This window comes from Oceanibium sediminis (assembly GCF_003265325.1).
GTDB lineage: Bacteria > Pseudomonadota > Alphaproteobacteria > Rhodobacterales > Rhodobacteraceae > Halovulum > Halovulum sediminis.
This window is the reverse complement of record NZ_QGNX01000001.1, coordinates 257,789-277,552: the sequence shown is the minus strand read 5'-3', so window position 1 is coordinate 277,552 and position 19,764 is coordinate 257,789. Positions and strand designations below refer to the sequence as shown.

At 67.8% G+C, this 19,764-nt stretch carries 21 protein-coding genes; 13 read left to right on the top strand and 8 right to left on the bottom strand.

Annotated elements, in window-relative coordinates; translation table 11 throughout:
- Positions 1-35: 35 nt before the first annotated feature.
- Positions 36-815 (bottom strand): hypothetical protein, encoded by a 780-nt coding sequence (locus tag DJ029_RS01375; RefSeq protein WP_112320532.1) that lies wholly within the window; start codon positions 813-815, stop codon positions 36-38.
- Positions 816-1,011: 196 nt separating this feature from the next.
- Between DJ029_RS01375 and pheT the strand changes: the two genes are divergently transcribed.
- From pheT to DJ029_RS01360, 3 genes are all read left to right on the top strand, one after another.
- Complete coding sequence (gene pheT / locus DJ029_RS01370; RefSeq protein ID WP_112320531.1) at positions 1,012-3,420, top strand: phenylalanine--tRNA ligase subunit beta; 2,409 nt, start codon at positions 1,012-1,014, stop codon at positions 3,418-3,420.
- Between the two features lie 218 nt (positions 3,421-3,638).
- Entirely contained in the window at positions 3,639-4,094 is a 456-nt protein-coding gene (locus DJ029_RS01365) for a YtoQ family protein (protein WP_112320530.1), read from the top strand.
- 131 nt (positions 4,095-4,225) lie between these two features.
- A complete protein-coding gene (locus tag DJ029_RS01360) occupies positions 4,226-4,498 on the top strand; it encodes an usg protein (RefSeq protein WP_112320529.1) in 273 nt (90 codons plus the stop codon).
- A 43-nt stretch (positions 4,499-4,541) separates the two neighbouring features.
- Here the strand turns inward: DJ029_RS01360 and DJ029_RS01355 are convergent, their stop codons facing one another.
- Positions 4,542-5,264, bottom strand: coding sequence for a glutathione S-transferase N-terminal domain-containing protein (locus DJ029_RS01355; protein WP_112320528.1), 723 nt, complete (start codon positions 5,262-5,264; stop codon positions 4,542-4,544).
- Positions 5,265-5,445: 181 nt separating this feature from the next.
- Here DJ029_RS01355 and mscL point away from each other — a divergent pair, with 181 nt between their 5' ends.
- A complete protein-coding gene (gene mscL, locus DJ029_RS01350; protein ID WP_112320527.1) occupies positions 5,446-5,880 on the top strand; it encodes a large conductance mechanosensitive channel protein MscL in 435 nt (144 codons plus the stop codon).
- Between the two features lie 36 nt (positions 5,881-5,916).
- Here the strand turns inward: mscL and DJ029_RS01345 are convergent, their stop codons facing one another.
- Both DJ029_RS01345 and ald read right to left on the bottom strand, forming a co-directional pair.
- On the bottom strand, positions 5,917-6,354 hold the full coding sequence (locus DJ029_RS01345; protein ID WP_112320526.1) for a GNAT family N-acetyltransferase: 438 nt from the start codon (positions 6,352-6,354) through the stop codon (positions 5,917-5,919).
- A 55-nt stretch (positions 6,355-6,409) separates the two neighbouring features.
- Complete coding sequence (ald, locus tag DJ029_RS01340) at positions 6,410-7,525, bottom strand: alanine dehydrogenase (RefSeq protein ID WP_112321297.1); 1,116 nt, start codon at positions 7,523-7,525, stop codon at positions 6,410-6,412.
- A 147-nt stretch (positions 7,526-7,672) separates the two neighbouring features.
- On the opposite strand from ald, the gene DJ029_RS01335 reads away from it, so the two are divergent.
- On the top strand, positions 7,673-8,134 hold the full coding sequence (locus tag DJ029_RS01335; RefSeq protein ID WP_112320525.1) for an Lrp/AsnC family transcriptional regulator: 462 nt from the start codon (positions 7,673-7,675) through the stop codon (positions 8,132-8,134).
- Positions 8,135-8,141: 7 nt separating this feature from the next.
- Here DJ029_RS01335 and DJ029_RS01330 read toward each other — a convergent pair whose 3' ends face one another.
- Both DJ029_RS01330 and DJ029_RS01325 read right to left on the bottom strand, forming a co-directional pair.
- Positions 8,142-8,474: an AzlD domain-containing protein gene (locus DJ029_RS01330; RefSeq protein ID WP_112320524.1), complete on the bottom strand. Its 333-nt coding sequence runs from the start codon at positions 8,472-8,474 to the stop codon at positions 8,142-8,144.
- Positions 8,471-9,175 carry an AzlC family ABC transporter permease gene (locus tag DJ029_RS01325; RefSeq protein ID WP_112320523.1) on the bottom strand — a complete coding sequence of 235 codons (705 nt, stop codon included), beginning with the start codon at positions 9,173-9,175 and terminating at the stop codon, positions 8,471-8,473. The genes DJ029_RS01330 and DJ029_RS01325 overlap by 4 nt, the downstream gene beginning before the upstream one ends.
- 106 nt (positions 9,176-9,281) lie before the next feature.
- On the opposite strand from DJ029_RS01325, the gene DJ029_RS01320 reads away from it, so the two are divergent.
- From DJ029_RS01320 to DJ029_RS01300, 5 genes are read left to right on the top strand one after another with little or no spacing between them, the layout of a single operon-like run.
- Positions 9,282-10,166: a formate dehydrogenase accessory sulfurtransferase FdhD gene (locus DJ029_RS01320; RefSeq protein WP_112320522.1), complete on the top strand. Its 885-nt coding sequence runs from the start codon at positions 9,282-9,284 to the stop codon at positions 10,164-10,166.
- Positions 10,163-10,777: a molybdenum cofactor guanylyltransferase MobA gene (gene mobA / locus DJ029_RS01315; RefSeq protein WP_112320521.1), complete on the top strand. Its 615-nt coding sequence runs from the start codon at positions 10,163-10,165 to the stop codon at positions 10,775-10,777. The genes DJ029_RS01320 and mobA overlap by 4 nt, the downstream gene beginning before the upstream one ends.
- Entirely contained in the window at positions 10,774-11,271 is a 498-nt protein-coding gene (gene mobB, locus DJ029_RS01310; RefSeq protein WP_112320520.1) for a molybdopterin-guanine dinucleotide biosynthesis protein B, read from the top strand. Before mobA ends, mobB begins: the two co-directional genes overlap by 4 nt.
- The gene (locus DJ029_RS01305) at positions 11,268-12,533 is read left to right on the top strand and encodes a molybdopterin-binding protein (protein WP_112320519.1); all 1,266 of its coding nucleotides are present in this window, start codon (positions 11,268-11,270) and stop codon (positions 12,531-12,533) included. The genes mobB and DJ029_RS01305 overlap by 4 nt, the downstream gene beginning before the upstream one ends.
- Positions 12,530-13,702, top strand: a complete 1,173-nt coding sequence (locus DJ029_RS01300) for an MFS transporter (protein ID WP_112320518.1) — start codon at positions 12,530-12,532, stop codon at positions 13,700-13,702. The genes DJ029_RS01305 and DJ029_RS01300 overlap by 4 nt, the downstream gene beginning before the upstream one ends.
- On the opposite strand, the gene DJ029_RS01295 is transcribed toward DJ029_RS01300, so the two are convergent.
- Entirely contained in the window at positions 13,699-14,625 is a 927-nt protein-coding gene (locus DJ029_RS01295; protein WP_112320517.1) for a tropomyosin, read from the bottom strand. The two genes, DJ029_RS01300 and DJ029_RS01295, sit on opposite strands and share 4 nt — an antisense overlap.
- Positions 14,626-14,662: 37 nt before the next feature.
- Positions 14,663-15,133, bottom strand: a complete 471-nt coding sequence (gene greA / locus DJ029_RS01290; protein WP_112320516.1) for a transcription elongation factor GreA — start codon at positions 15,131-15,133, stop codon at positions 14,663-14,665.
- 231 nt (positions 15,134-15,364) lie between these two features.
- On the opposite strand from greA, the gene DJ029_RS01285 reads away from it, so the two are divergent.
- The 3 genes from DJ029_RS01285 to DJ029_RS01275 all read left to right on the top strand — a co-directional run bounded on the left by DJ029_RS01285 (position 15,365) and on the right by DJ029_RS01275 (position 19,732).
- Positions 15,365-17,017, top strand: a complete 1,653-nt coding sequence (locus DJ029_RS01285) for an electron transfer flavoprotein-ubiquinone oxidoreductase (protein WP_112320515.1) — start codon at positions 15,365-15,367, stop codon at positions 17,015-17,017.
- A gap of 152 nt (positions 17,018-17,169) precedes the next feature.
- Positions 17,170-18,897 (top strand): tetratricopeptide repeat protein, encoded by a 1,728-nt coding sequence (locus DJ029_RS01280; RefSeq protein WP_112320514.1) that lies wholly within the window; start codon positions 17,170-17,172, stop codon positions 18,895-18,897.
- Positions 18,890-19,732 (top strand): 4-(cytidine 5'-diphospho)-2-C-methyl-D-erythritol kinase, encoded by an 843-nt coding sequence (locus tag DJ029_RS01275; protein WP_232822929.1) that lies wholly within the window; start codon positions 18,890-18,892, stop codon positions 19,730-19,732. Before DJ029_RS01280 ends, DJ029_RS01275 begins: the two co-directional genes overlap by 8 nt.
- Positions 19,733-19,764: the final 32 nt, after the last annotated feature.

Sequence of the window (19,764 nt, the reverse complement as noted above, 5' to 3'; positions counted from 1 at the left end):
GGGGCCTCCGGCGGGGATATTTGAAGACTTTGGAGTTACAGGTCGTGCAGGGTCCGGGCGTGGCGCATCAGCAGTTTGTGGATGCGGATGTCCTCGCGCAGGAGCCAGGCGAGCAGGCGTTTGTCCAGTGCCGAAAGCGGGGTGGCGCGGGTGCTGGCGCGGTTTTCCGCCAGGTCGGGGGCGAGGGTGTACTCCGCGAACCCGAGGCCGTGCATCACCTGGTCGAGGTTGGGCGCGAGTTTTTCGAGCGGCAGGCAGACGGTGATGTTGGGCAGCAGCGCCTGTGCCTTGCGCGCCGAGCCGAAGGCGTGGGCATAGCCGCGCGGCACCAGCGCCATGCCGTTCATCAGTTTCAGGGCGCGGCGCCGGGTGCGCGGGTTCGGGTGTACTGCCTCTCGCAGGAAGTGCCGGAGGGTGGGGTAGCGGGCGAAGACCTTTTCCTCGGCCGCGCTCCAGGGAGTGTCATAGGCGGGGCGTCCCCTGGCGAGGCGCGAATCCCAGGCGGAGCGGAACCGCGCCACGGGGTCGCGCAGGATCAGCGCGAGCCGCCGGTCGGGTCCGAAGATCCGTCCGGTGCGCGCCGCGCTCATCCAGTGCGGCGCGTAGAACAGGTCCGGCTGGTCCCGTTCCTGCAGGTTGTGCAGGATCAGGTCGGTCAGGAACGTGCCGCCGGTCTTGGGGATATGCAGAAACACCGTCGCGGGGCCGGGATGGGGCGGCGGCCCGCCCGGCAGCCCGTGGCCCGACAGGAAGCGAAACACCGCCGGATGATCGGGAATCGCCTTACGGCGGCCTTGCGTGGGTGCATCGCTCATCGGGTTTCGGAACGTCCTTCGGATCTGCGGTCCCTGAGTGCCACGGGCGCAGGGGGCGCGCAAGCGGGCGGGTCATCGCGCGCGCGCCGCCCTGCGCGGGCCAATCGCGCCCGGCCCGTGCGCCGGGCCTTCCCCTTCACGGGCGAACTGGGGTAGAAGGCCCGCGTCCCGTAGCTGACCCAGAATAGGCGGATCGATGAAATTCACCCTGTCGTGGCTGAAAGAGCACCTGGAAACCGACACGTCGCTGGAGCAGATCCTCGACGCGCTGACCGACCTCGGTCTTGAGGTGGAGGGGGTCGAGGACCCCGCCGAACGCCTGGGCGCCTTTACCATCGGCGAGGTGTTGCGCGCCGAGCAGCACCCCGATGCGGACCGGCTGCGCGTCTGCCAGGTTCTGACCGACCAGGGCGAGAAGCAGATCGTCTGCGGCGCGCCGAACGCGCGGGCGGGCATCAAGGTCGTGGTGGCCCATCCCGGCGCCTACATCCCGGGCATCGACACCACGATCCAGGTCGGCAAGATCCGCGGCGTAGAAAGCCACGGCATGATGCTGTCCGAGCGTGAGATGGAGTTGTCGGACGCCCATGACGGGATTGTCGAACTTGACGCGGACGCGCCGCTCGGCACGCGCTACATCGACCATGTGAACGCCAACGACCCGGTGATCGAGATCGCGATCACCCCGAACCGCCCCGATGCGCTGGGCGTGGCGGGGATCGCGCGTGACCTGGCCGCGCGGGGCCTCGGCAAGCTGGTCACCAGCCCGATCGCGCCGGTGAAGGGGGAATTCCCCTGCCCGATCGAGGTGATCCTCGACGAGGGGATCGCCGAGGAAGCCTGCCCTCTGTTCATGGGCCGCGTGATCCGGGGCGTGAAGAACGGCCCCTCGCCCGAGTGGTTGCAGAAGCGGCTGCGCGCCATCGGGTTGCGCCCGATCTCGGCGCTGGTGGACATCACCAACCTGATGACTTTCGATCGCAACCGCCCGCTGCACGTGTTCGACGCAGACAAGGTGGCCGGCAACCTGGTGGTGCGGGCCGCGAAGCCGGGTGAGACGATCGCCGCGCTCGATGACAAGTCCTACACCTTCACCGGGGGCGAGACGGTGATCGCCGACGACAACGGCGTGGAATCCATTGGCGGCGTAATGGGCGGCATCGCCTCTGGCTGCACGGAGGAGACGGTGAACGTCTTCCTCGAAGGGGCCTATTTCGACCCGAACCGGACCGCGCAGACCGGGCGCGCGCTGAAGGTCAACTCCGACGCGCGCTATCGCTTCGAGCGGGGGATCGATCCGGCCTTCACGCCCGACGGGATCGAGATGGCGACGCGGCTGATCCTGGAGCTTTGCGGCGGCACCCCGTCCGAGGTGTTCACCGCCGGTGCGGTGCCCGATACGTCGCGCTGCTACAGCTTGGATGCCAAGCGGGTGTCGAGCCTCGTAGGCATGGACATCACGGCTGAGGAGCAGGTGCGTATCCTGACCAGCCTCGGCTTCGGGGTCGCCAAGGAAGCGAATGGTTTCGAGGTCTGGGTGCCAAGTTGGCGGCCGGATGTGCAGGGCGAGGCGGACCTGGTCGAGGAAGTGGCGCGCGTCACCTCGCTGACCCGGCTGGAGGGGCGGCCGATGCCGCGCAATCCCGGTGTAACCCGCCCGCTGCTGACGCCGGCGCAAAAGCGCGACAGCATCGCGCGGCGCCAGATCGCGGCACTGGGGCTGAACGAATGCGTCACCTATTCCTTCATCGACCAGAAAAGCGCCGCGCTGTTCGGCGGCGGCTCGGACGCGGTCAGCGTCGGCAACCCGATTTCGTCGGAGATGAGCCACATGCGCCCGTCGCTGCTGCCGGGCCTGTTGCAGGCGGTGGCGCGGAACCAGGCGCGCGGCTTCATGGACCTGGGCCTGTTCGAGGTCGGCCCGGTCTGGTCCGGCGGTGAGCCGGAGGACCAGGGCGTCGCCGCCACCGGCCTGCGGGTCGGGCACACGGGTCCGCGCGACCCCTTCGGCGCGCGCCGGGCGGTGGACGTTTTCGACGCGAAGGCCGACGCGCTGGCACTGCTGGCGGCACTGGGCGCGCCCGCGAAGCTGATGACGTTGCGCAGCGCGCCGGACTGGTTCCACCCCGGACGCTCGGGCGTGCTGAGCCTTGGGCCGAAGACCCCGCTGGCGGTGTTCGGAGAGCTGCACCCCGCGGTGCTGAGCGCGCTGGACGTGAAGGGACCGGCGGTGGCCTTCACCGTCTTCCCCGCCAGCATCCCGATGCCGAAGAAGGCGACGAAGACCCGCCCCGCGCTGGAGGTTTCGGACTTCCAGGCGGTCGAACGTGACTTCGCCTTCGTCGTCGACCAGGACGTGGACTCCGAGGCGCTGCTGCGTGCCGCGCTGGGCGCGGACAAGGCGCTGATCGCCGATGTCAGCGTCTTTGACGTCTTCACCGGCGAGCGGGCGGAGGCGCAGATGGGCGCGGGCAAGAAGTCCATCGCCATCGCGGTGCGGCTGGAGCCGACCGCCGGCACCCTGACCGACAAGCAGATCGAGGCGGTGTCGAGCAAGGTGGTGAGCAATGTCGCCAAGGCCACCGGCGGAACGCTGCGGAGCTGACGTCGGGCAGGGCTCCCGCCGCGGCGGGGCCATCGCTGGCGCGATGACCCCTTTCGCGTTGGGCCGCGCCCGCGGATAAATCCGCGGGTCCGGGACGTTGCACCGACGTGCAGCGGCGCGCGCCCTATCTGCCGGCTCAGCCCATCGCGCTGGACCTGACCCGGCGCCGCGCCCTATAAGGCCTGCGCGTTTCGTGACCAACCGAGAGGAAGTACACCATGCATCTGAACGTTTATCTTTCCGGCGAAATCCACACCAACTGGCGTGAGGAGATCATGGACGGTGTCGCGGAAGCGGGGCTGGATATCTCGTTCTCGGCTCCGGTGACGGATCACGCGGCCTCTGACGATTGCGGTGTCGCGATCCTCGGGGCGGAGCCGGAAAAGGTCTGGCACGACCGCAAGGGCGCGTTGCTGAACAGCATCCGCACCAGCAAGGGGATCGAGGAAGCCGACGTCGTCGTCGTGCGTTTCGGGGACAAGTACAAGCAGTGGAACGCGGCCTTCGACGCGGGTTATGCCGCGGCGCTCGGCAAGTCGCTGATCGTGCTGCACCCGCCCGAGCATGCCCATGCGCTGAAGGAAGTGAACGCCGCTTCCAGCGCGGTTGCGGAGACTCCGGCGCAGGTCGTGCAGCTGCTGGCCTACGTGATGACGGGCGAGCTGCCGGGCTGAAGGATCTGGCAGCACTCCACCCGGGGCGCTGCCAACATGCTGATATTTAAGGCATAAATCGGAATTTAACTTGCCAAGCCGCTGTTTGCGCGGCACGATTCGGGGTATCTTTCACCATGAGGGAGCCCTGTATGACAGCTTATGCAGACACCGAGGCGATGCTCGCCGGTCATGGCCTGATCACCGCGGAAATCCTTTACCGCATGCCCGATGCCCGGGCATTGCTGCAAAGTTTCACCTGGCAGAACTACGATATCGCGCCGGAATTCCCCAAGCTCAAGGCGTTCATCGACTTCTGGCGCAGCGAGCTTGACGGCCCGCTGCACTCGGTCCGCTACACCCATCAGCACCTGATCCGCCCGGGAGAGTGGCGCAAGGTGGACGGGGAATACCTGCTCAACTGAGCGCGGCGACCGGCCCACGCCAAGGCGGCGCGGGCCATGGGGATCAGGCCGACTGCTTCAGCGCCTCGCGCGACGGGATGTCCAGGCCCCGCACCGATGCCGGGCGTTCGGCCGCCGCATTCCACCAGCGGGTGACGTTCGCAAAACGCTCAAGCTCCAGCAGGTCGCGCGCGCCGTAGGCGCCGTCCACGTTGCGCACCCAGGGGAAGGTGGCGATATCGGCGATCGTATAGGTGTCGCCCATCAGCCATTCACGCCCCTCGAGCCGCTGGTCGAGCACGCTCAGCAGGCGCTTGCCCTCATCCACGTAGCGCTGCTTGGGGCGGGGGTCTTCGATCGCGCTACCGGCATATTTGTGGAAATAGCCGATCTGCCCGAACATCGGGCCGATGCCGCCCATCTGCAACATCAGCCAGCTGAGCGTCTCGGCCCGCAGGTTGGGGTCGTGGGGCAGCAGCTTGCCCGACTTTTCCGCCAGGTAGAGCAGGATCGCGCCGCTTTCGAACAGCGCGACCGGGCTGCCGTTCGGTCCGTGCGGGTCGAGGATCGCGGGGATCTTGTTGTTCGGGTTCAGCGACAGGAACTCGGGGCTTTTCACGTCCGCGTCGGACAGGGTGACGCGGTGCGCCTCGTAGGGCAGGCCGATCTCCTCCAGCATGATGGAGACTTTCACGCCGTTGGGCGTGGGGAAGGAATAGAGTTGCAGGATATCGGGATTGCTCGCGGGCCAGCGCTGCGTGATCGGATATCCGGAAAGATCGGCCATTGTCATGCTCCTTGCAGTTCAGCCCCATCACCTGTGCCTTTTCGCAACGGGCTTCAACCCGATGACGCGGGACGGACTGTTGCCGGGCTGGACACAGCGCTTTTTTCGGGGTTTCTGACAGCAGGACAAACTGTTGGGCCAAGCTGCCGGTTCTGGGCGGCAGCGCGGGAAAGGGGATAAGATGATACAGGAATTCAAGAGCTTCATCGCGCGCGGCAACGTGATGGACATGGCCGTCGGGATCATTGTCGGCGCGGCTTTCACGGCGATCGTGGGCTCCATGGTCAAGGACCTGATCGAGCCGCTGATCGGGCTGATCCTGGGCGGGCTCGACTTCTCGAACTACTTCATCACGCTGGACGGGGGCGAGTATGCGACCCTTGCCGCCGCGCAGGAAGCCGGGGCGGCCACCTTCAACTACGGCAATTTCATCACCGCGCTGATCAACTTCCTGATCATCGCCTTCGTTGTGTTCCTGCTGGTAAAGCTGGTGAACCGGGTGAAAGACGCCGCCGCCGGCGATGCGGAAGAGCCCCCCGCGCCCCCGCCCGCCGGCCCCAGCCAGGAAGAGCTGCTGGCCGAGATCCGCGACCTGCTGGCCAAGCAGAACGGCTGATGGCCAGGTCCGGCGGCGGGTTGTCCGCCGGTCAGCTCAAACGGGCTTTTCCATGAAAACCCGGTGGCCATCGCGGCCGGTCTCGCGCCAGCCCCGCTTGGCGTAGAAGCGCTGGTTGGCCTCCATCGCCACGTGGGTGGCCAGCCGCAGAACGGGCAGGCGCAGTTGCCGTGCCTCGGCGTCTGCCCGTGCCAGCAAGGCGCTGGCCACGCCCTTGCCCGCCGCGTCCGGCATAACGGCGATATTGGCCAGCTTCAGGTGATCGGTCGCGGGGATCAGGATCATCCCCGCGACGATACCTTCAGAGGTTTCAGCGACGAAGACCGGATGTGAGGCGATATCCTCCTCCAGCCCATCGGTCATGTCCGGCAAGCCGGGCAGGCTGGCCGTGAAGGGCGCGTAGGCGGCGTCGATCACCCTTGCAAGGGCGTTCAGGTCCTCTGGCCTTGCGGCGCGGATTTGCGGGGCGGTCATGGCATGACCCGCCCCGGGATGCGCCGCGTTGGTCTGCCCGAGTGCCCCGCCATGCTCATCCCAGCAAGCTGTCCGGGTCGGTGACGTCGATCCCCAGCGCCTCGCCCACGGGGGCGCAGGTCAGCTTTCCGGCATGGGTGTTCAGGCCCGCCTTCAGGTGCGGATCGTCGCGCAGCGCCTGTTTCCACCCCTTGCCGGCCAGCGCCATCATGAACGGCATCGTCGCGTTGCCAAGCGCAATGGTCGAGGTCCGCGCCACCGCGCCGGGCATGTTCGCCACGCAGTAATGCATGATCCCGTCCACCTCGTAGATCGGGTCGTCATGGGTCGTCGGGCGCGAGGTCTCAAAGCAGCCGCCCTGGTCGATGGCCACATCGACCAAAGCCGCGCCCGGCTTCATCAGCGCAAGGTCCGCGCGGGACACCAGCTTCGGCGCGGCGGCGCCGGGGATCAGGACCGCGCCGATCACCATGTCGGATTCGATAACCAGCTCGCGCGTGTTAGCCGCCGAGGCATAGCGGGTGCGGATGGTGTTGCCGAAAACATCCTCCAGGTAGCGCAGCCGCGTCAGAGAGCGGTCCAGCACCGTCACCTCGGCCCCCATGCCGGCGGCAACCCGGGCGGCGTGGGTGCCGACGACGCCACCGCCGATGACCGCCACCCGCGCCGGGCCCACGCCGGGCACGCCGCCCAGCAGCACGCCCCGCCCGCCGTTGGCCTTTTGCAGCGTCCAGGCGCCGACCTGGGGGGCCAGCCGGCCCGCGACCTCGGACATCGGGGCGAGCAGGGGCAGCCCGCCCGCGCGGTCGGTCACGGTCTCATAGGCCACGGCGGTCACGCCACTGTCCAGCAGGTCGCGCGTCTGCGCGGCATCCGGGGCCAGATGAAGGTAGGTGAACAGGATCTGCCCCTCGCTCAACTGCTTGCGCTCGGTGGGCTGGGGCTCCTTCACCTTCACCACCAGTTCGGCGCGGGCAAAGACTTCCTCGGCGCTGGCCACGATACTGGCCCCGGCGGCGATGTAGTCCTCATCCGGAAACCCGGAACCGACGCCCGCGCCGGTTTCGACGATAACCGTGTGCCCCGCGGCAACAGCCTCATGGGCCGCACCGGGGGTCACGCCGACGCGGTACTCCTGGTTCTTGATTTCCTTCGGGCAACCGATGAGCATATTCATGTTCTCCCCTTTTGAATTAATCTGTTTTCCAAGTCGTCGCGCGATTTCGGCGAAATTTCCTTGCAAATCATCCCTGCTGAATTCAGTTTCTTGCGATGATCATTCACCGGATTCAGAAGGAGAGCGTGGAAAATTCGACCGATGACCTATGATGCGACAGATGCGGCCATTCTGCGCGTGTTGCAGCGGCAGGGGCGTATCTCGAATGCGGACCTGGCCGAGGTCGTGCATCTGTCCCCTTCGGCCTGCCACCGCCGGATGGCCCGGCTCGAAGCCGAGGGCGTGATCCGCGATTACGTCGCCCGGCTCGACCCGCGCAAGATGAACCGCGGAACGACGGTGTTCGTGGAAATCCGCCTCTCGTCACAGTCGGACCAGGTGCTCGATGCGTTCGAAACCGCCGTGGCGCGGATCCCAGATGTGCTGGAATGCCACCTGACAGCGGGCGGGGCAGACTACCTGCTGAAGATCGTGGCCCGCGACACCGAGGATTTCGCGCAGATCCACCGCCGCCACCTGTCTCGGCTGCCGCATGTGGCGCAGATGCACTCGAACTTCACCCTCAAGACGGTGGTGGAGACGACGGCCCTGCCCGTGGGGTGAGCCCGCTTCAGCCACCGGCGCCGATCTGAAGCAGTGCGATCAGCACGGCCATCCCCGACACGCCGGCCCACATGAAGGACCGTGTCCAGATCCCGACTGCCAGCGCCACCGCCGCGGCTGCCAGGCGCACGGGGTCCGGATTACCCCCCGTGGCGGGCGGCCAGGCGACCATCGGCGCGACCAGCCCCGGCAAAACGGCCACCGGCGTGAAGCGCAGCACCTGCTGCACGAAGGGCGACATCCGCTCGGCGCGGATCAGGCCAAGGAAGGAGTACCGGATAAGGTACGTCCCGATGCCAAGGCAGATGATGACGATCCAGATCGTGACGTCGGAAATCATGTCCGTCCCACCCGCCAGGTTTCGACCAGCGCCCCGGTCAGCATTGCCGCGAACGCCGCGATGATCAGGCCCAGGTTCAGCGGCACCCACGCCAGCCCCAGCGCCAGCACCACCGAGACGAAGGCGGCCGCGACATGCGCCAGGCTTTTCAGCTGCGGCGCGATCATCGCGATGAAGGCGATCGCCACCGCGAAATCCAGCCCGTAGTCGGGCGGAATCGCGCCGCCTGCCACCGCGCCGATGTAAGTGAACAGGTACCACCAGGGGCAGATGAAGATCGCCACGCCGAAGTAGTAGGCCATCTTCTGGGTGATGGTATGCTCGGGGTGCGCCTCGTATCGGGCGGCGACCATGCCATAGACCTGGTCGACCAGGAAATAGGCCGCGAAAGCCCGCTGCCAGCGCGGCGCGGTGCCCACGTGGGGGACAAGCGCGGCGGAATACATCGCCATGCGCAGGTTCACTGCCAGCGCGGTCAGCAGCACGATGATGGTCGGCGCGTCGTCCACCATCAGCTGGATCGCGGTGAACTGCGCGGCCCCGGCGATGACCACGACGCTCATCGACAGGGTCTGCGCGATGGAGAACCCGGCCTCTGTCGCGACCACGCCGAACAGCATCGAAAACGGGACCATGATCAGCAGGAAGGGGCTGGCATCTATGGCGCCGCGAAGGATCTGGGAACGGGTATCTGTTGTCATGGCGACACCTCTACGCGCGCTCCAATCGGGTGTAAAACCGAATATCGCCATATTGCATATTCCCGGTTGGAATGCTTCTGTCGCAGCGCCCAATGAAGGAGGCATCATGCCCCGCCCGCCGATCCTTCCAGACCCCGACAACCCCCGGCTGACCCGCCCGGTCAGCGCGGTGGACCAGCATGGCGAAGCCCTGGAAATCCGCGTGGTGGAGGAACGCCCCCTCACGCTGTACCTGAATGCGCAGGAAATCGTCACCGCGATGACCATCGGGGATTACCCCGAGTACCTGGCCGTCGGCTACCTGGCGAACCAGGGCATGCTGCTGCCCGATGACGTGATCACCGCCGTCGAGTACGACGAGGAGCTTGAGGTCGTCGTCGTGCGGACCGAGCGGCAGACCGATTACGAGGAAAAGCTGAAGAAGAAGACCCGCACCTCGGGTTGCGCTGTCGGCACCGTCTTCGGCGACATGATGGAGGGGCTGGAGGGTGTCACCCTACCTGACACACAAGTGCGCACCTCGAACCTTTACGCGCTGGCGCAGAAGATCAACACCGCGCCCAGCCTCTATCTGACCGCCGGCGCGATCCACGGTACGGTGCTGTGCAAGGGCGACCAGCCCCTCGTCTACATGGAGGACGTGGGCCGCCATAACGCGGTGGACAAGATCGCCGGCTGGATGCGCCTTGAGGGGGAAAGCGGGGCGGACAAGTTGCTCTACACCACCGGGCGGCTGACCTCGGAGATGGTGATAAAGACGGCGCTGATGGGGATCCCGGTGCTCGCCTCACGCTCCGGCTTCACGGCATGGGGGGTGGAGATCGCGCAAAGGATCGGCCTGACCCTGATTGGGCGGATGCGCGGGCAGCGCTTCCTGTGCCTCTCGGGCGCGGGGCGGCTGCTGCGCGATGCGGATCCCGGCGCGGTGCCGGATGAAAAACCCAAGCATCGCAGGAAGGGGGCGGGGGCGTCCAAAGGAGAAGAGGTATGACCCTGGGCGTGGTTCTGGCCGGCGGACAGGCGCGGCGCATGGGCGGCGGGGACAAGTGCCTGCTGCAACTCGGCGGGCAGCCGATCCTGACCCGCGTGCTTGAGCGGCTTTCCGGCCAGGTCGGGGACATCGTCATCAACGCCAACGGTGATCCGGCGCGGTTCGCCGATTTCGGGTACGACGTCGTCTCCGACAGTCTGGAGGATTATCCCGGGCCGCTGGCCGGGGTGCTGGCGGGCATGGACGCCGCCGCCTCGCGCGGGGCCCATGACATCGTCACCGTCGCGGCGGACACGCCCTTCTTTCCGCACGACCTGGTCGCCGTTCTGCGCAAGGCGCGCGGCACCCTGCCGGTCGCGCTGGCCGCCACGCCGGACCCTGAGCGCGGCGTGAACCGGCACCCCACCTTCGGCCTGTGGTCCGTGGACCTGAGGGACGAGCTGCGCGACGCCCTCGGCGAGGGGCTGCGCCGCGTGGTGGCCTGGACGGACCGCTACGGCGCGGCCACCGCGATGTTCCCGGCGGCTGACGGCAACGACCCCTTCTTCAACATCAACACCCCCGAGGACCTGGCCGAGGCAGAGGCGCGGCTACAGGCGTCGGCGCGATGAAGGTCTTCGGCGTCACCGGGCACAAGAACATGGGCAAGACGACGCTGGTCGAGCGCCTGGTGGCACATTTCCGCGCGCAGGGCCTTTCCGTGTCCACCATCAAGCACACCCATCACGCCGTGGACCTCGAGGTGCCGGGCACGGACACCCACCGCCACCGCGCGGCGGGCGCGGGCGAGGTGATCCTCGCCTCCGGGGCCCGCGTGGCGATCCTGCAGGAGCGTGAGGGAACCGAGCCCGAGGTGCCCGAACTGCTCGCGCGGCTGTCTCCGGTCGACCTGGTGCTGATCGAGGGGTACAAGAAAAGCCCGCACCCCAAGATCGAGGTCTGGCGCCCCGCTGAGCCGGGCCTGAAGCCGCCCCTCGCGACGACGTATGACAGCATCATCGCCACCGCCGGTCAGCCCGTGGACGGGCTGGCGCATTTCGGGGCGGACGATATCGCCGGGATCGCCGCGTTCATGCTGGACCACGCCGAAGAGGTGACGCAATGAGCACGCCACCGCCCCTGAAGAACGACTGTTTCGCGCTGCCCCCCGGCGTGCACTGGACCCCCGTGGACGAGGCGCTCGCCCATTTGCGCAACGGTCTGGTCCCCGTGGCAGGGGTGGAGCAACGCGCGCTTGGCGACGCGCTCGGGCGGGTGCTTGCCGCTCCGGCGCTGGCCGCGCGGGCCAATCCCCCTTACGCGAACGCCGCCGTCGATGGCTATGGCTTCGCCCATGCCAGCCTGCCAACCGGCGACGGCCCCTGCCGCCTGCCGCTGGCGACGGGCCGCGCGGCCGCTGGCGGCCCGTTTCCGGGCAGCGTGCCGCCGGGCATGGCGCTGCGCATCCTGACCGGCGCGATGCTGCCCGACGGGGTGGACAGCATCCTGTTGCAGGAGGATGTGACTCTCGACGATGGCCATATCGTCTTTCACCCCGGCCTGAAGCGCGGCGCGAACACGCGCAAGGCGGGCGAGGATGTTGCCGCCGGTGCCGTGGCGCTGTCCGCGGGCCAACGGCTGCGCCCGCAGGATATTGCCCTTGGCGCCGCGCTCGGCATCAGCGAGGTGCAGGTCTTCCGCCCCCTGCGCGTCGCGGTCCTGTCCACCGGCGACGAACTGGTGGAGGCCGGGCAAGTCCCCGCCGCGCACCAGATGTTTGATGCCAACCGCCCGATGCTGCACAGCCTGCTGACCCTCTGGGGGGCGGAGGTGATCGACCTTGGCCGCGCGGCGGACACGGGCCACGACGTGCGCCAGCGCCTTTCGCGCGGGGTGGCCGAGGCGGACGCGATCCTGACCACCGGCGGCGCGTCGGCGGGGGACGAGGATCACGTCTCGGCCGTTCTGAAGCGGGAAGGCGTGCTGAACACCTGGCGCATCGCCGTCAAACCGGGCCGTCCGCTGGCGCTGGCGAACTGGGGCGGCACGCCGATCTTCGGCCTGCCGGGCAACCCGGTCGCGGCCTTCGTCTGCGCGCTGATCTTCGCGCGGCCCGCGTTGTCGGTGCTGGCCGGGGGCGGCTGGATCGACCCGCTGGCGGTGACGGTGCCCGCCGCCTTCGCCAAGTCCAAGAAACCGGGGCGGCGCGAGTACCTGCGCGCCCGGCTCGACGCGGAGGGGCGCGCCGAGGTGTTCGCCTCGGAAGGATCCGGGCGAATCTCGGGACTCAGCTGGGCCGAAGGGCTGGTCGAACTGCCCGACGCGGCGCTGGATGTCGCACCGGGCACGCCGGTGCGCTACCTGCCCTTCGCCGGATTCGGGCTGTGAGCCCGACGCGGCGCGGCGCTGCCGTCCATACCGCGATTTTCTATGCCGCGATGTTTGCCGCCCTCGGTGCGCACCTGCCGTTCTGGCCCGTCTGGCTTCAGGACTGGGGCCTGAGCCCGGGAGAGGTTGGCCTGTTCACCGCCCTTGGCGTCGCCACCCGCGTGGTGGCGGGCCTTGGCTTTCCGGTGCTGGCGGATCGACTGGGGAAACGGCGGCTGACGATGCTTATTCTAAGCCTCAGCGCCGCTGCGCTTTTCGCGGCGCATGTCGGCTTCGGCTCGAAAGGGGTCCTGCTGGCGGGCACCGTGGCGACGGGCGCGCTTTTGTCGGGAATCCTGCCGCTAGGCGAGGCGCTGGGCACCGGCGCGTCGCGCGCCTACGGGTTCCCCTATGCCAGCGCGCGGGCCGTCGGCTCTGTCGCGTTCCTGATCGCGTCGCTGGCGGTCGGGGCGCTGACGGCGCGGATCGGCGCGATGGCGATCCTGTGGTGGCTGGTGGTGGCGCTGCTCGCCACGGCGGCGCTGGGCTGGAAACACCCCGGCGGCGGCACCGGGCTGACCGGCAGCCCGCCGAGCTATCGCGAAATCGGCGCGCTGCTGACGGACCGCACCTTCGCGCTGTTCTCACTCGCGGCGGGGATGTGCCTGTCCAGCCACGCGGTGTTCTATGCCTATGCCTCCGTCCATTGGCGCAGCCTCGGCCTGAGCGGGGATCTGATCGGCGCGCTCTGGGCGTTCAGCGTCGCGGTGGAGATCGTGGTGCTGCTGGCCCTCGGGCCGCGCCTGATGGGGCGTATCGGGCCGACACGGGCGCTGGCGCTGTCGGGCGTGGCCGGCGTGGTGCGCTGGGGCGTCATGATGCTCGATCCGCCCATCGGCTGGCTCTGGGTGATGCAGGGGATGCACAGTCTTACCTTCGTTCTTGGCCATGTCGGCGCGATCGCCTTCATCGCCGCCGCCGTGCCGGAACGCTACGGTGCCTCGGCCCAGGGGGCGTTCATGGGGCTGACGGGGGGCGTTCTGACGGCTGTCGCCATGGCGCTGTCGGCGCTGGTCTATCCATTGCTGGGCGGCGGGACCTATATCATCGCGGTGTTGATGAGCGCTTCTGGCGCGGTCTTCGCCTGGCAGCTGGGTCGCCGCTGGCAGGGGCAGGAGCTGGCGGTCTAACCCCTGAGCGCGTCGCTCATCCCCGAGACCTGGACCAGCAGCACGAAGGCCCGGCCCGAGCGGGTGTCCACCAGCGACAGCAGCGCATCGTCGCTGGCCTCCGGCGCGATGGACTGCAACAGCTGGTCGAAACGCCGCTGGAAATAGAGCGCGGTGTCGCGAAAGATCGGATCGCCGCGCATCTGGGCGCGGACGGTCGCCAGCGTCTCGCCGTCGGTGATCCCGTTCAGCGGCATCAGTGCGGCGCGCGCGGTGCCGCCCTTGGCGAACTGACGCCAATCCTCGGCCGTGGCGGGGGCGGGGATCAGGTCATCCATGTAGATGCCCTGGTGGGCGAGCAGGTTCAGGCAATCCTCGGACGCCTGAAGGAGCCGGGCCAGGTCATGACTGGCCAGCGCGCGGCGCAGCACGGCGAAACCGGCGTTGTCCTCGGCGTTCTGGGGGAAGTTGAGCGCGCGGATCGTGTCGTTCAGCGACAGGTCGCCGTCCGCGTTCGCCCCGCCCTCCAGCGGCAGGTCGGGCTGCGTTTGCGCGGCTTCCTCCGACGTCGGGGGGGCGGTGGTTTCCGCCTCGGGCGGGCGCGGGGGCGCGGGCGCGTGCATGACGGGGGCTGCCTGCCGGGGCAGGTCGCGCAGCGTCGCCTCGGCCTTGCGCAGACGCTTGTCCTGCGACTCCAGCCGGGTTTCCAGGGACTTCACCTTGCGGTGCAACGCCTCGATGCCCGCGTCGCGCGCGGCCAGGTCCTCGGACAGGTGCAGGATCGCGCGCAGCAGCAGCACCGGCACCGCAGCCGCCGCGGCGAAGCCGAGCAGCGCCAGCACCAGCGCGACGCCGCCGGGTTTCAGGGTGGTGACGTAGCCAAGCCCGTAGGCGACCACCAGACCTGCCCAGACCGCACTGGCGAGCGTACCGATACGCCGCATCCCCGCCGCCTGAGGAAAGCTCGGACCGGCCATGTCGTCAGACGAAGCGAATTTCGAGGATCTCGTAGTCCTTGATCCCGCCGGGGGTACGGACTTCGACGCTGTCGCCCTCTTCCTTGCCGATCAGTGCACGGGCCAGGGGCGACTTGATGTTCAGCTTGCCGTTCTCGATGTCGGCCTCGGCCTCGCCCACGATCTGGTAGGACTTTTCCTCTTCGGTGTCCTCGTCGATCAGCTTGACCGTGGCGCCGAACTTGACCGAGCCGGACATCTTGGTGGTGTCGATCACGTCCGCGCGCCCGAGGATGCCCTCAAGCTCGGAGATCCGCCCCTCGATATGGCTCTGCTGCTCGCGCGCAGCGTGGTACTCCGCGTTCTCGGACAGATCGCCATGCTCGCGCGCCTCGGCGATGGCACGGATCACCTTGGGGCGCGCGTCGGATTTCAGGTGCTTCAGTTCGGCGTCCAGCTTGGAGAAGCCTTGCTTGGTCAGAGGAACTTTTTCCATTGGGGGTCCCTGGAGGTGTTGGTTGTTGCCAAAGAGCCGCCCGGCAAGCGGACGGCTCTTTCTCTGCCTGAAACGATAGGCAGCCCTGCTGTGGAGTTCAAGGCTCACGACGGGGGGCGGCGAAATGCCGGCGGGTTCCCCCTTTTCGGCCACGCGCGTAGTCCGAGTGCGGATTGACCCTAAGCGCTGCCACGGCTACCTGTTCCCGGTCTGAAGCCGGAGGATAACAATATGACCGAGATCGCGCGCGAGTCGATGGATTATGATGTGGTAATCGTTGGGGCGGGACCGGCGGGTCTGTCCGCGGCGATCCGCCTGAAGCAACTCGATCCCGATCTCGACGTTGTCGTGCTGGAAAAAGGGTCGGAAGTCGGCGCGCATATCCTGTCGGGCGCGGTGCTGGACCCCTCCGGGCTGAATGCGCTGATCCCCGACTGGAAAGAAAAGGGCGCGCCGCTGAACGTGCCGGTGACCGAGGACAAGTTCCTGATGCTCGGCCCGGAAGGGGCGATCGGCATTCCCAACTTCCCGATGCCCCCGCTGATGAAGAACCACGGCAACTACATCGTCTCCATGGGCAACGTCTGCCGCTGGATGGCCGAACAGGCCGAGGCGCTGGGTGTCGAGATCTTCCCCGGCATGGCCTGTTCCGAGCTGGTCTACGGCGATGACGGCGCGCTGAAGGGCGTGGTCGCCGGTGAGTTCGGGATCTCCAAGGACGGCACGAAGGGCGACGCGTATGAGCCGGGCATGGTGCTGAACGGAAAATACGTCTTCCTCGCCGAAGGGGTGCGCGGCAGCCTATCCAAAAAGGCGATCGAGACGTTCAAGCTGGATGCCGAAAGCGAGCCGCAGAAATACGGGCTCGGGATGAAGGAAATCTGGGAAATCCCCGCCGACCAGCACCGTGAAGGGCGTGTCGTGCACACCATGGGCTGGCCGCTGGGCAAGAACGCGGGCGGCGGGTCGTTCCTCTACCACGCGGAAAACAACCAGGTGTTCATCGGTTTCGTGGTGCACCTGAACTACAAGAACCCGCACCTCTATCCCTACATGGAATTCCAGCGCTTCAAGCATCACCCGGAAATCGCCAAGATCCTGAAGGGCGGCAAGCGCGTCGCCTACGGCGCGCGCGCCATCACCGAGGGCGGCTGGCAGTCGATCCCGCGGGTCGCCTTCCCGGGCGGCGCGCTGCTCGGCTGCTCGGCAGGGCTGGTCAACGTGCCGCGGATCAAGGGCAACCATAACGCGATGCATTCGGGCATGGCTGCCGCCGAGGCTGCCTACGCCGCGATCAAGGCTGGCCGCGCCAATGACGAGCTGGTTCACTACGAAGCCGCGCTGAAATCCGGGCCGGTCGCCAAGGACCTGAAGCCGGTGCGCAACGTGAAGCCGATCTGGTCCAACAAGGGGCTGATCCGGAGCCTGGTCTACGGCGGGATCGACATGTGGGTCAGCTCGGTCACCGGGTGGAACCCCTGGGGGACGCAAAAGCACGGCAAGACCGACGCCGCCGCCACCGGCAAGGCGGCCGATTACAGGCCTATCGACTACCCCAAGCCCGATGGCGTGCTCAGCTTCGACCGGCTGACCAACGTCAGTTTTTCGGCCACGAACCACGAGGAAGACCAACCCGCGCACCTGAAACTGAAGGACGACAGCGTGCCCATCGCCGTCAACCTGCCCCAATACGCGGAACCGGCGCAGCGCTACTGCCCGGCCGGGGTCTACGAGGTGGTGCAGGAAGAAGGGGCGGAGCCGCGCTTCCAGATCAACTTCCAGAACTGCGTGCACTGCAAGACTTGCGACATCAAGGACCCGACCCAGAACATCGTCTGGACCACGCCGCAGGGCGGGGACGGGCCGAACTACCCGAACATGTGAGCCGTGCCGCGGGGGTGGGTTGCGGAAACCCACCCTACCGGCAGCGCGGCGCATCGGCACCGGCCCCTGACCCGCCCCGGCACGGAAATTTGCATCCCCCCCTGCGCCGCACTAGGTTTCCTGAAGAGGGATTTCCCCGGGGAGGCAGGAACATGAGCAACGGCCTGAAAACGGGCGTTTGCGCGGCGGTTATCGCAGCGACACTGGCACTTACGCCGCAGACCGCGTCGGCGCAGGCCGGGGGGGACGGGCTGGCGGGTGCATACCTTGCCGCGAATCAGGCCGAGATGCGCGACGATTACGCGGCGGCGGCGGATTACTACGATCAGGCGATCATGGTGCGGCCCGACAACATGGTGCTGCTGAACAACGCCGCGATCGTCAACGTGATCGCCGGGCGCATGCCCCGCGCACAGGCCCTGGCCGAGATGCTGGAGCCGATCGATCCGTCCAACCAGATGATGGCCCTGACCCTGGTGTCCGAGGCCCTCAAGGCCGAGGACTACGACCGCGCGCTGGAATTCGTGCAAAGCGACGCCTACGGCTGGAACCCGATCTTCCGCGGGCTGGTCGAAGGCTGGGCCCTTGTCGGCAAGGGCGATTTCGCCGGCGGCGCCGAGGTTTTCGGCGCGATGAACGACGGCGAGGCGATGACGCTCTACGGCCGGCTCAACCAGGCGGTCGCGCTGGCCTACGCGGGGGATTTCGCCTCTGCCGCGACCCTGCTGGACGGGGACGAGCAGGGGCCGCTGCACCTGAACCGCCTGGCGGTGCTGACCCATATCGTCAGCCTTTCCCAGGCCGAGCGTGCGGATGAGGCGCTGGCCCTTCTCGAACAGGTGGCGGACACGGACCCTGAGCTGCAGGTGATGCGCGAAAAGCTGACCGCGGGTGAGGAGCTGATGTTCACGCATGTGACCTCGGCGGCAGAGGGCGCGGCGGCGGTCTATGCGATGATGGGACGCGGGCTGATCCAGCAGGAGGAGGCCGAGCGCCTTGGCCTGGTCTATGCCCGGCTGGCGCTGCACATCGACCCCCGTGACGACGAGGTTCTGACGCTGATCGGCGAAACCCTGGCCTTCCAGGGTCGCTACGCGCTGGCGATCGAGGCGTTCGAGGGGATCGCCCCTTCCTCGCCGTGGTACACCACCGCAGAGGTGGGGCGCGCGCAGGCGCTGGCTGACCTCGATCGTGAGGATGAGGCGGTCGAGGTGCTTTCCAACCTCGCCCGGACCAACCCGGACCAGATCGCGATCCAGATCGCCCATGGCGACATCCTGCGCGAGAGCGAGGCCTTCGCCGGCGCGTCGCAGGCCTATACCCGCGCCATCGACCTGGTGGAGGAACCGGACCAGCGCCACTGGCGGCTGTTCTATGCCCGTGGCGTCACCTACGAGCGGACCGACAACTGGCCCGCGGCCGAGGCCGACTTCCGCAAGGCGCTGGAACTGAACCCCGACCAGCCCTTCGTGCTGAACTACCTCGGGTATTCGATGGTCGAACTCGGCCAGAACCTGACCGAGGCGGAGGAGATGATCCGCAAGGCGGTGGAGCAGCGCTCGGACGACGGGTTCATCACCGACAGCCTGGGCTGGGTGCTCTACAAGCTGGGGCGCTACGACGAGGCGGTGGAGCCGATGGAACGAGCGGTAGAGCTTGAGCCCGTCGATCCGATCATCAACGACCACCTCGGCGACGTGCTCTGGATGGTCGGGCGCAAGCTCGAGGCGGAGTTCCAGTGGCGCCGGGCCCTCAGCTTCGACCCCGAGGAGGAGGACGCCGAGCGCATTCGCCAGAAGCTGGACATCGGGCTCGACGCGGTACTCGACCAGGAAGCCGCCGCCGACCCGTCCGAGGCGGAGACCGCCCATAGTGACTGACGCCCCCGCGCCGTTCCTGGCGCGTGCGAAGATCAACCTGTGCCTGCATGTGACCGGGCAGCGACCGGACGGCTACCACTTGCTCGACAGCCTGGTGGCCTTTGCCGAGCTGGGCGACCTGGTCACCGCGGAGCCCGCGCCGCACAGGTCGTTGTCCTTGTCGGGACCCTTCTCTGCGGGCCTGTCGGGCGATGACGGCAACCTGGTGCTGAAGGCGGCGGCGCTTTACCCCGCGCATCCGGTGGCGCTGCACCTGCAAAAGAACCTGCCGCTGGCCAGCGGCATCGGCGGCGGCTCTGCCGATGCGGCGGCGGCGCTGCGTGCGATCTCCGCCCTGCACGACCTGCCGTTGCCGCCCGCCGAACAGGTTCTTCGCCTTGGTGCGGACGTTCCCGTCTGCCTGTCCGGCACGCCCGTGCGGATGCAGGGCGTGGGCGAGGTGTTGACCCCGCTGCCGCCCCTGCCGCCGCTGTGGTGCGTGCTGGTGAACCCCGGTGTCGGGGTTCCGACGGGGGCTGTCTTTGCCGGTCTGGCCTCGAAGTCCAATGCGCCGGTGGGTGATTTGCCTGATATTGGAGAGGTGGACGCGCTGATCGCTTTCCTTGAGACCACCCGTAACGATCTGGCCCCCCCGGCAGAGGTGCGGGTGCCCGCCATCGCGCAAGTCCGTGTCGCGCTGGAAGCGAGCGAAGGTTGCCGCCTTGCGCGAATGTCAGGGTCAGGTGCGACGGTGTTTGGCCTGTTTGGGGCGGAAGACAAGGCGCTGAGCGCCGCCGCGCGGGTCCGCGCGGCGCATCCCGCGTGGTGGGTGGCGGCGGCCCCTGTCGGGCGCTAGGACACAGCGCCTAGCGCCGGGCTGACGCCGAT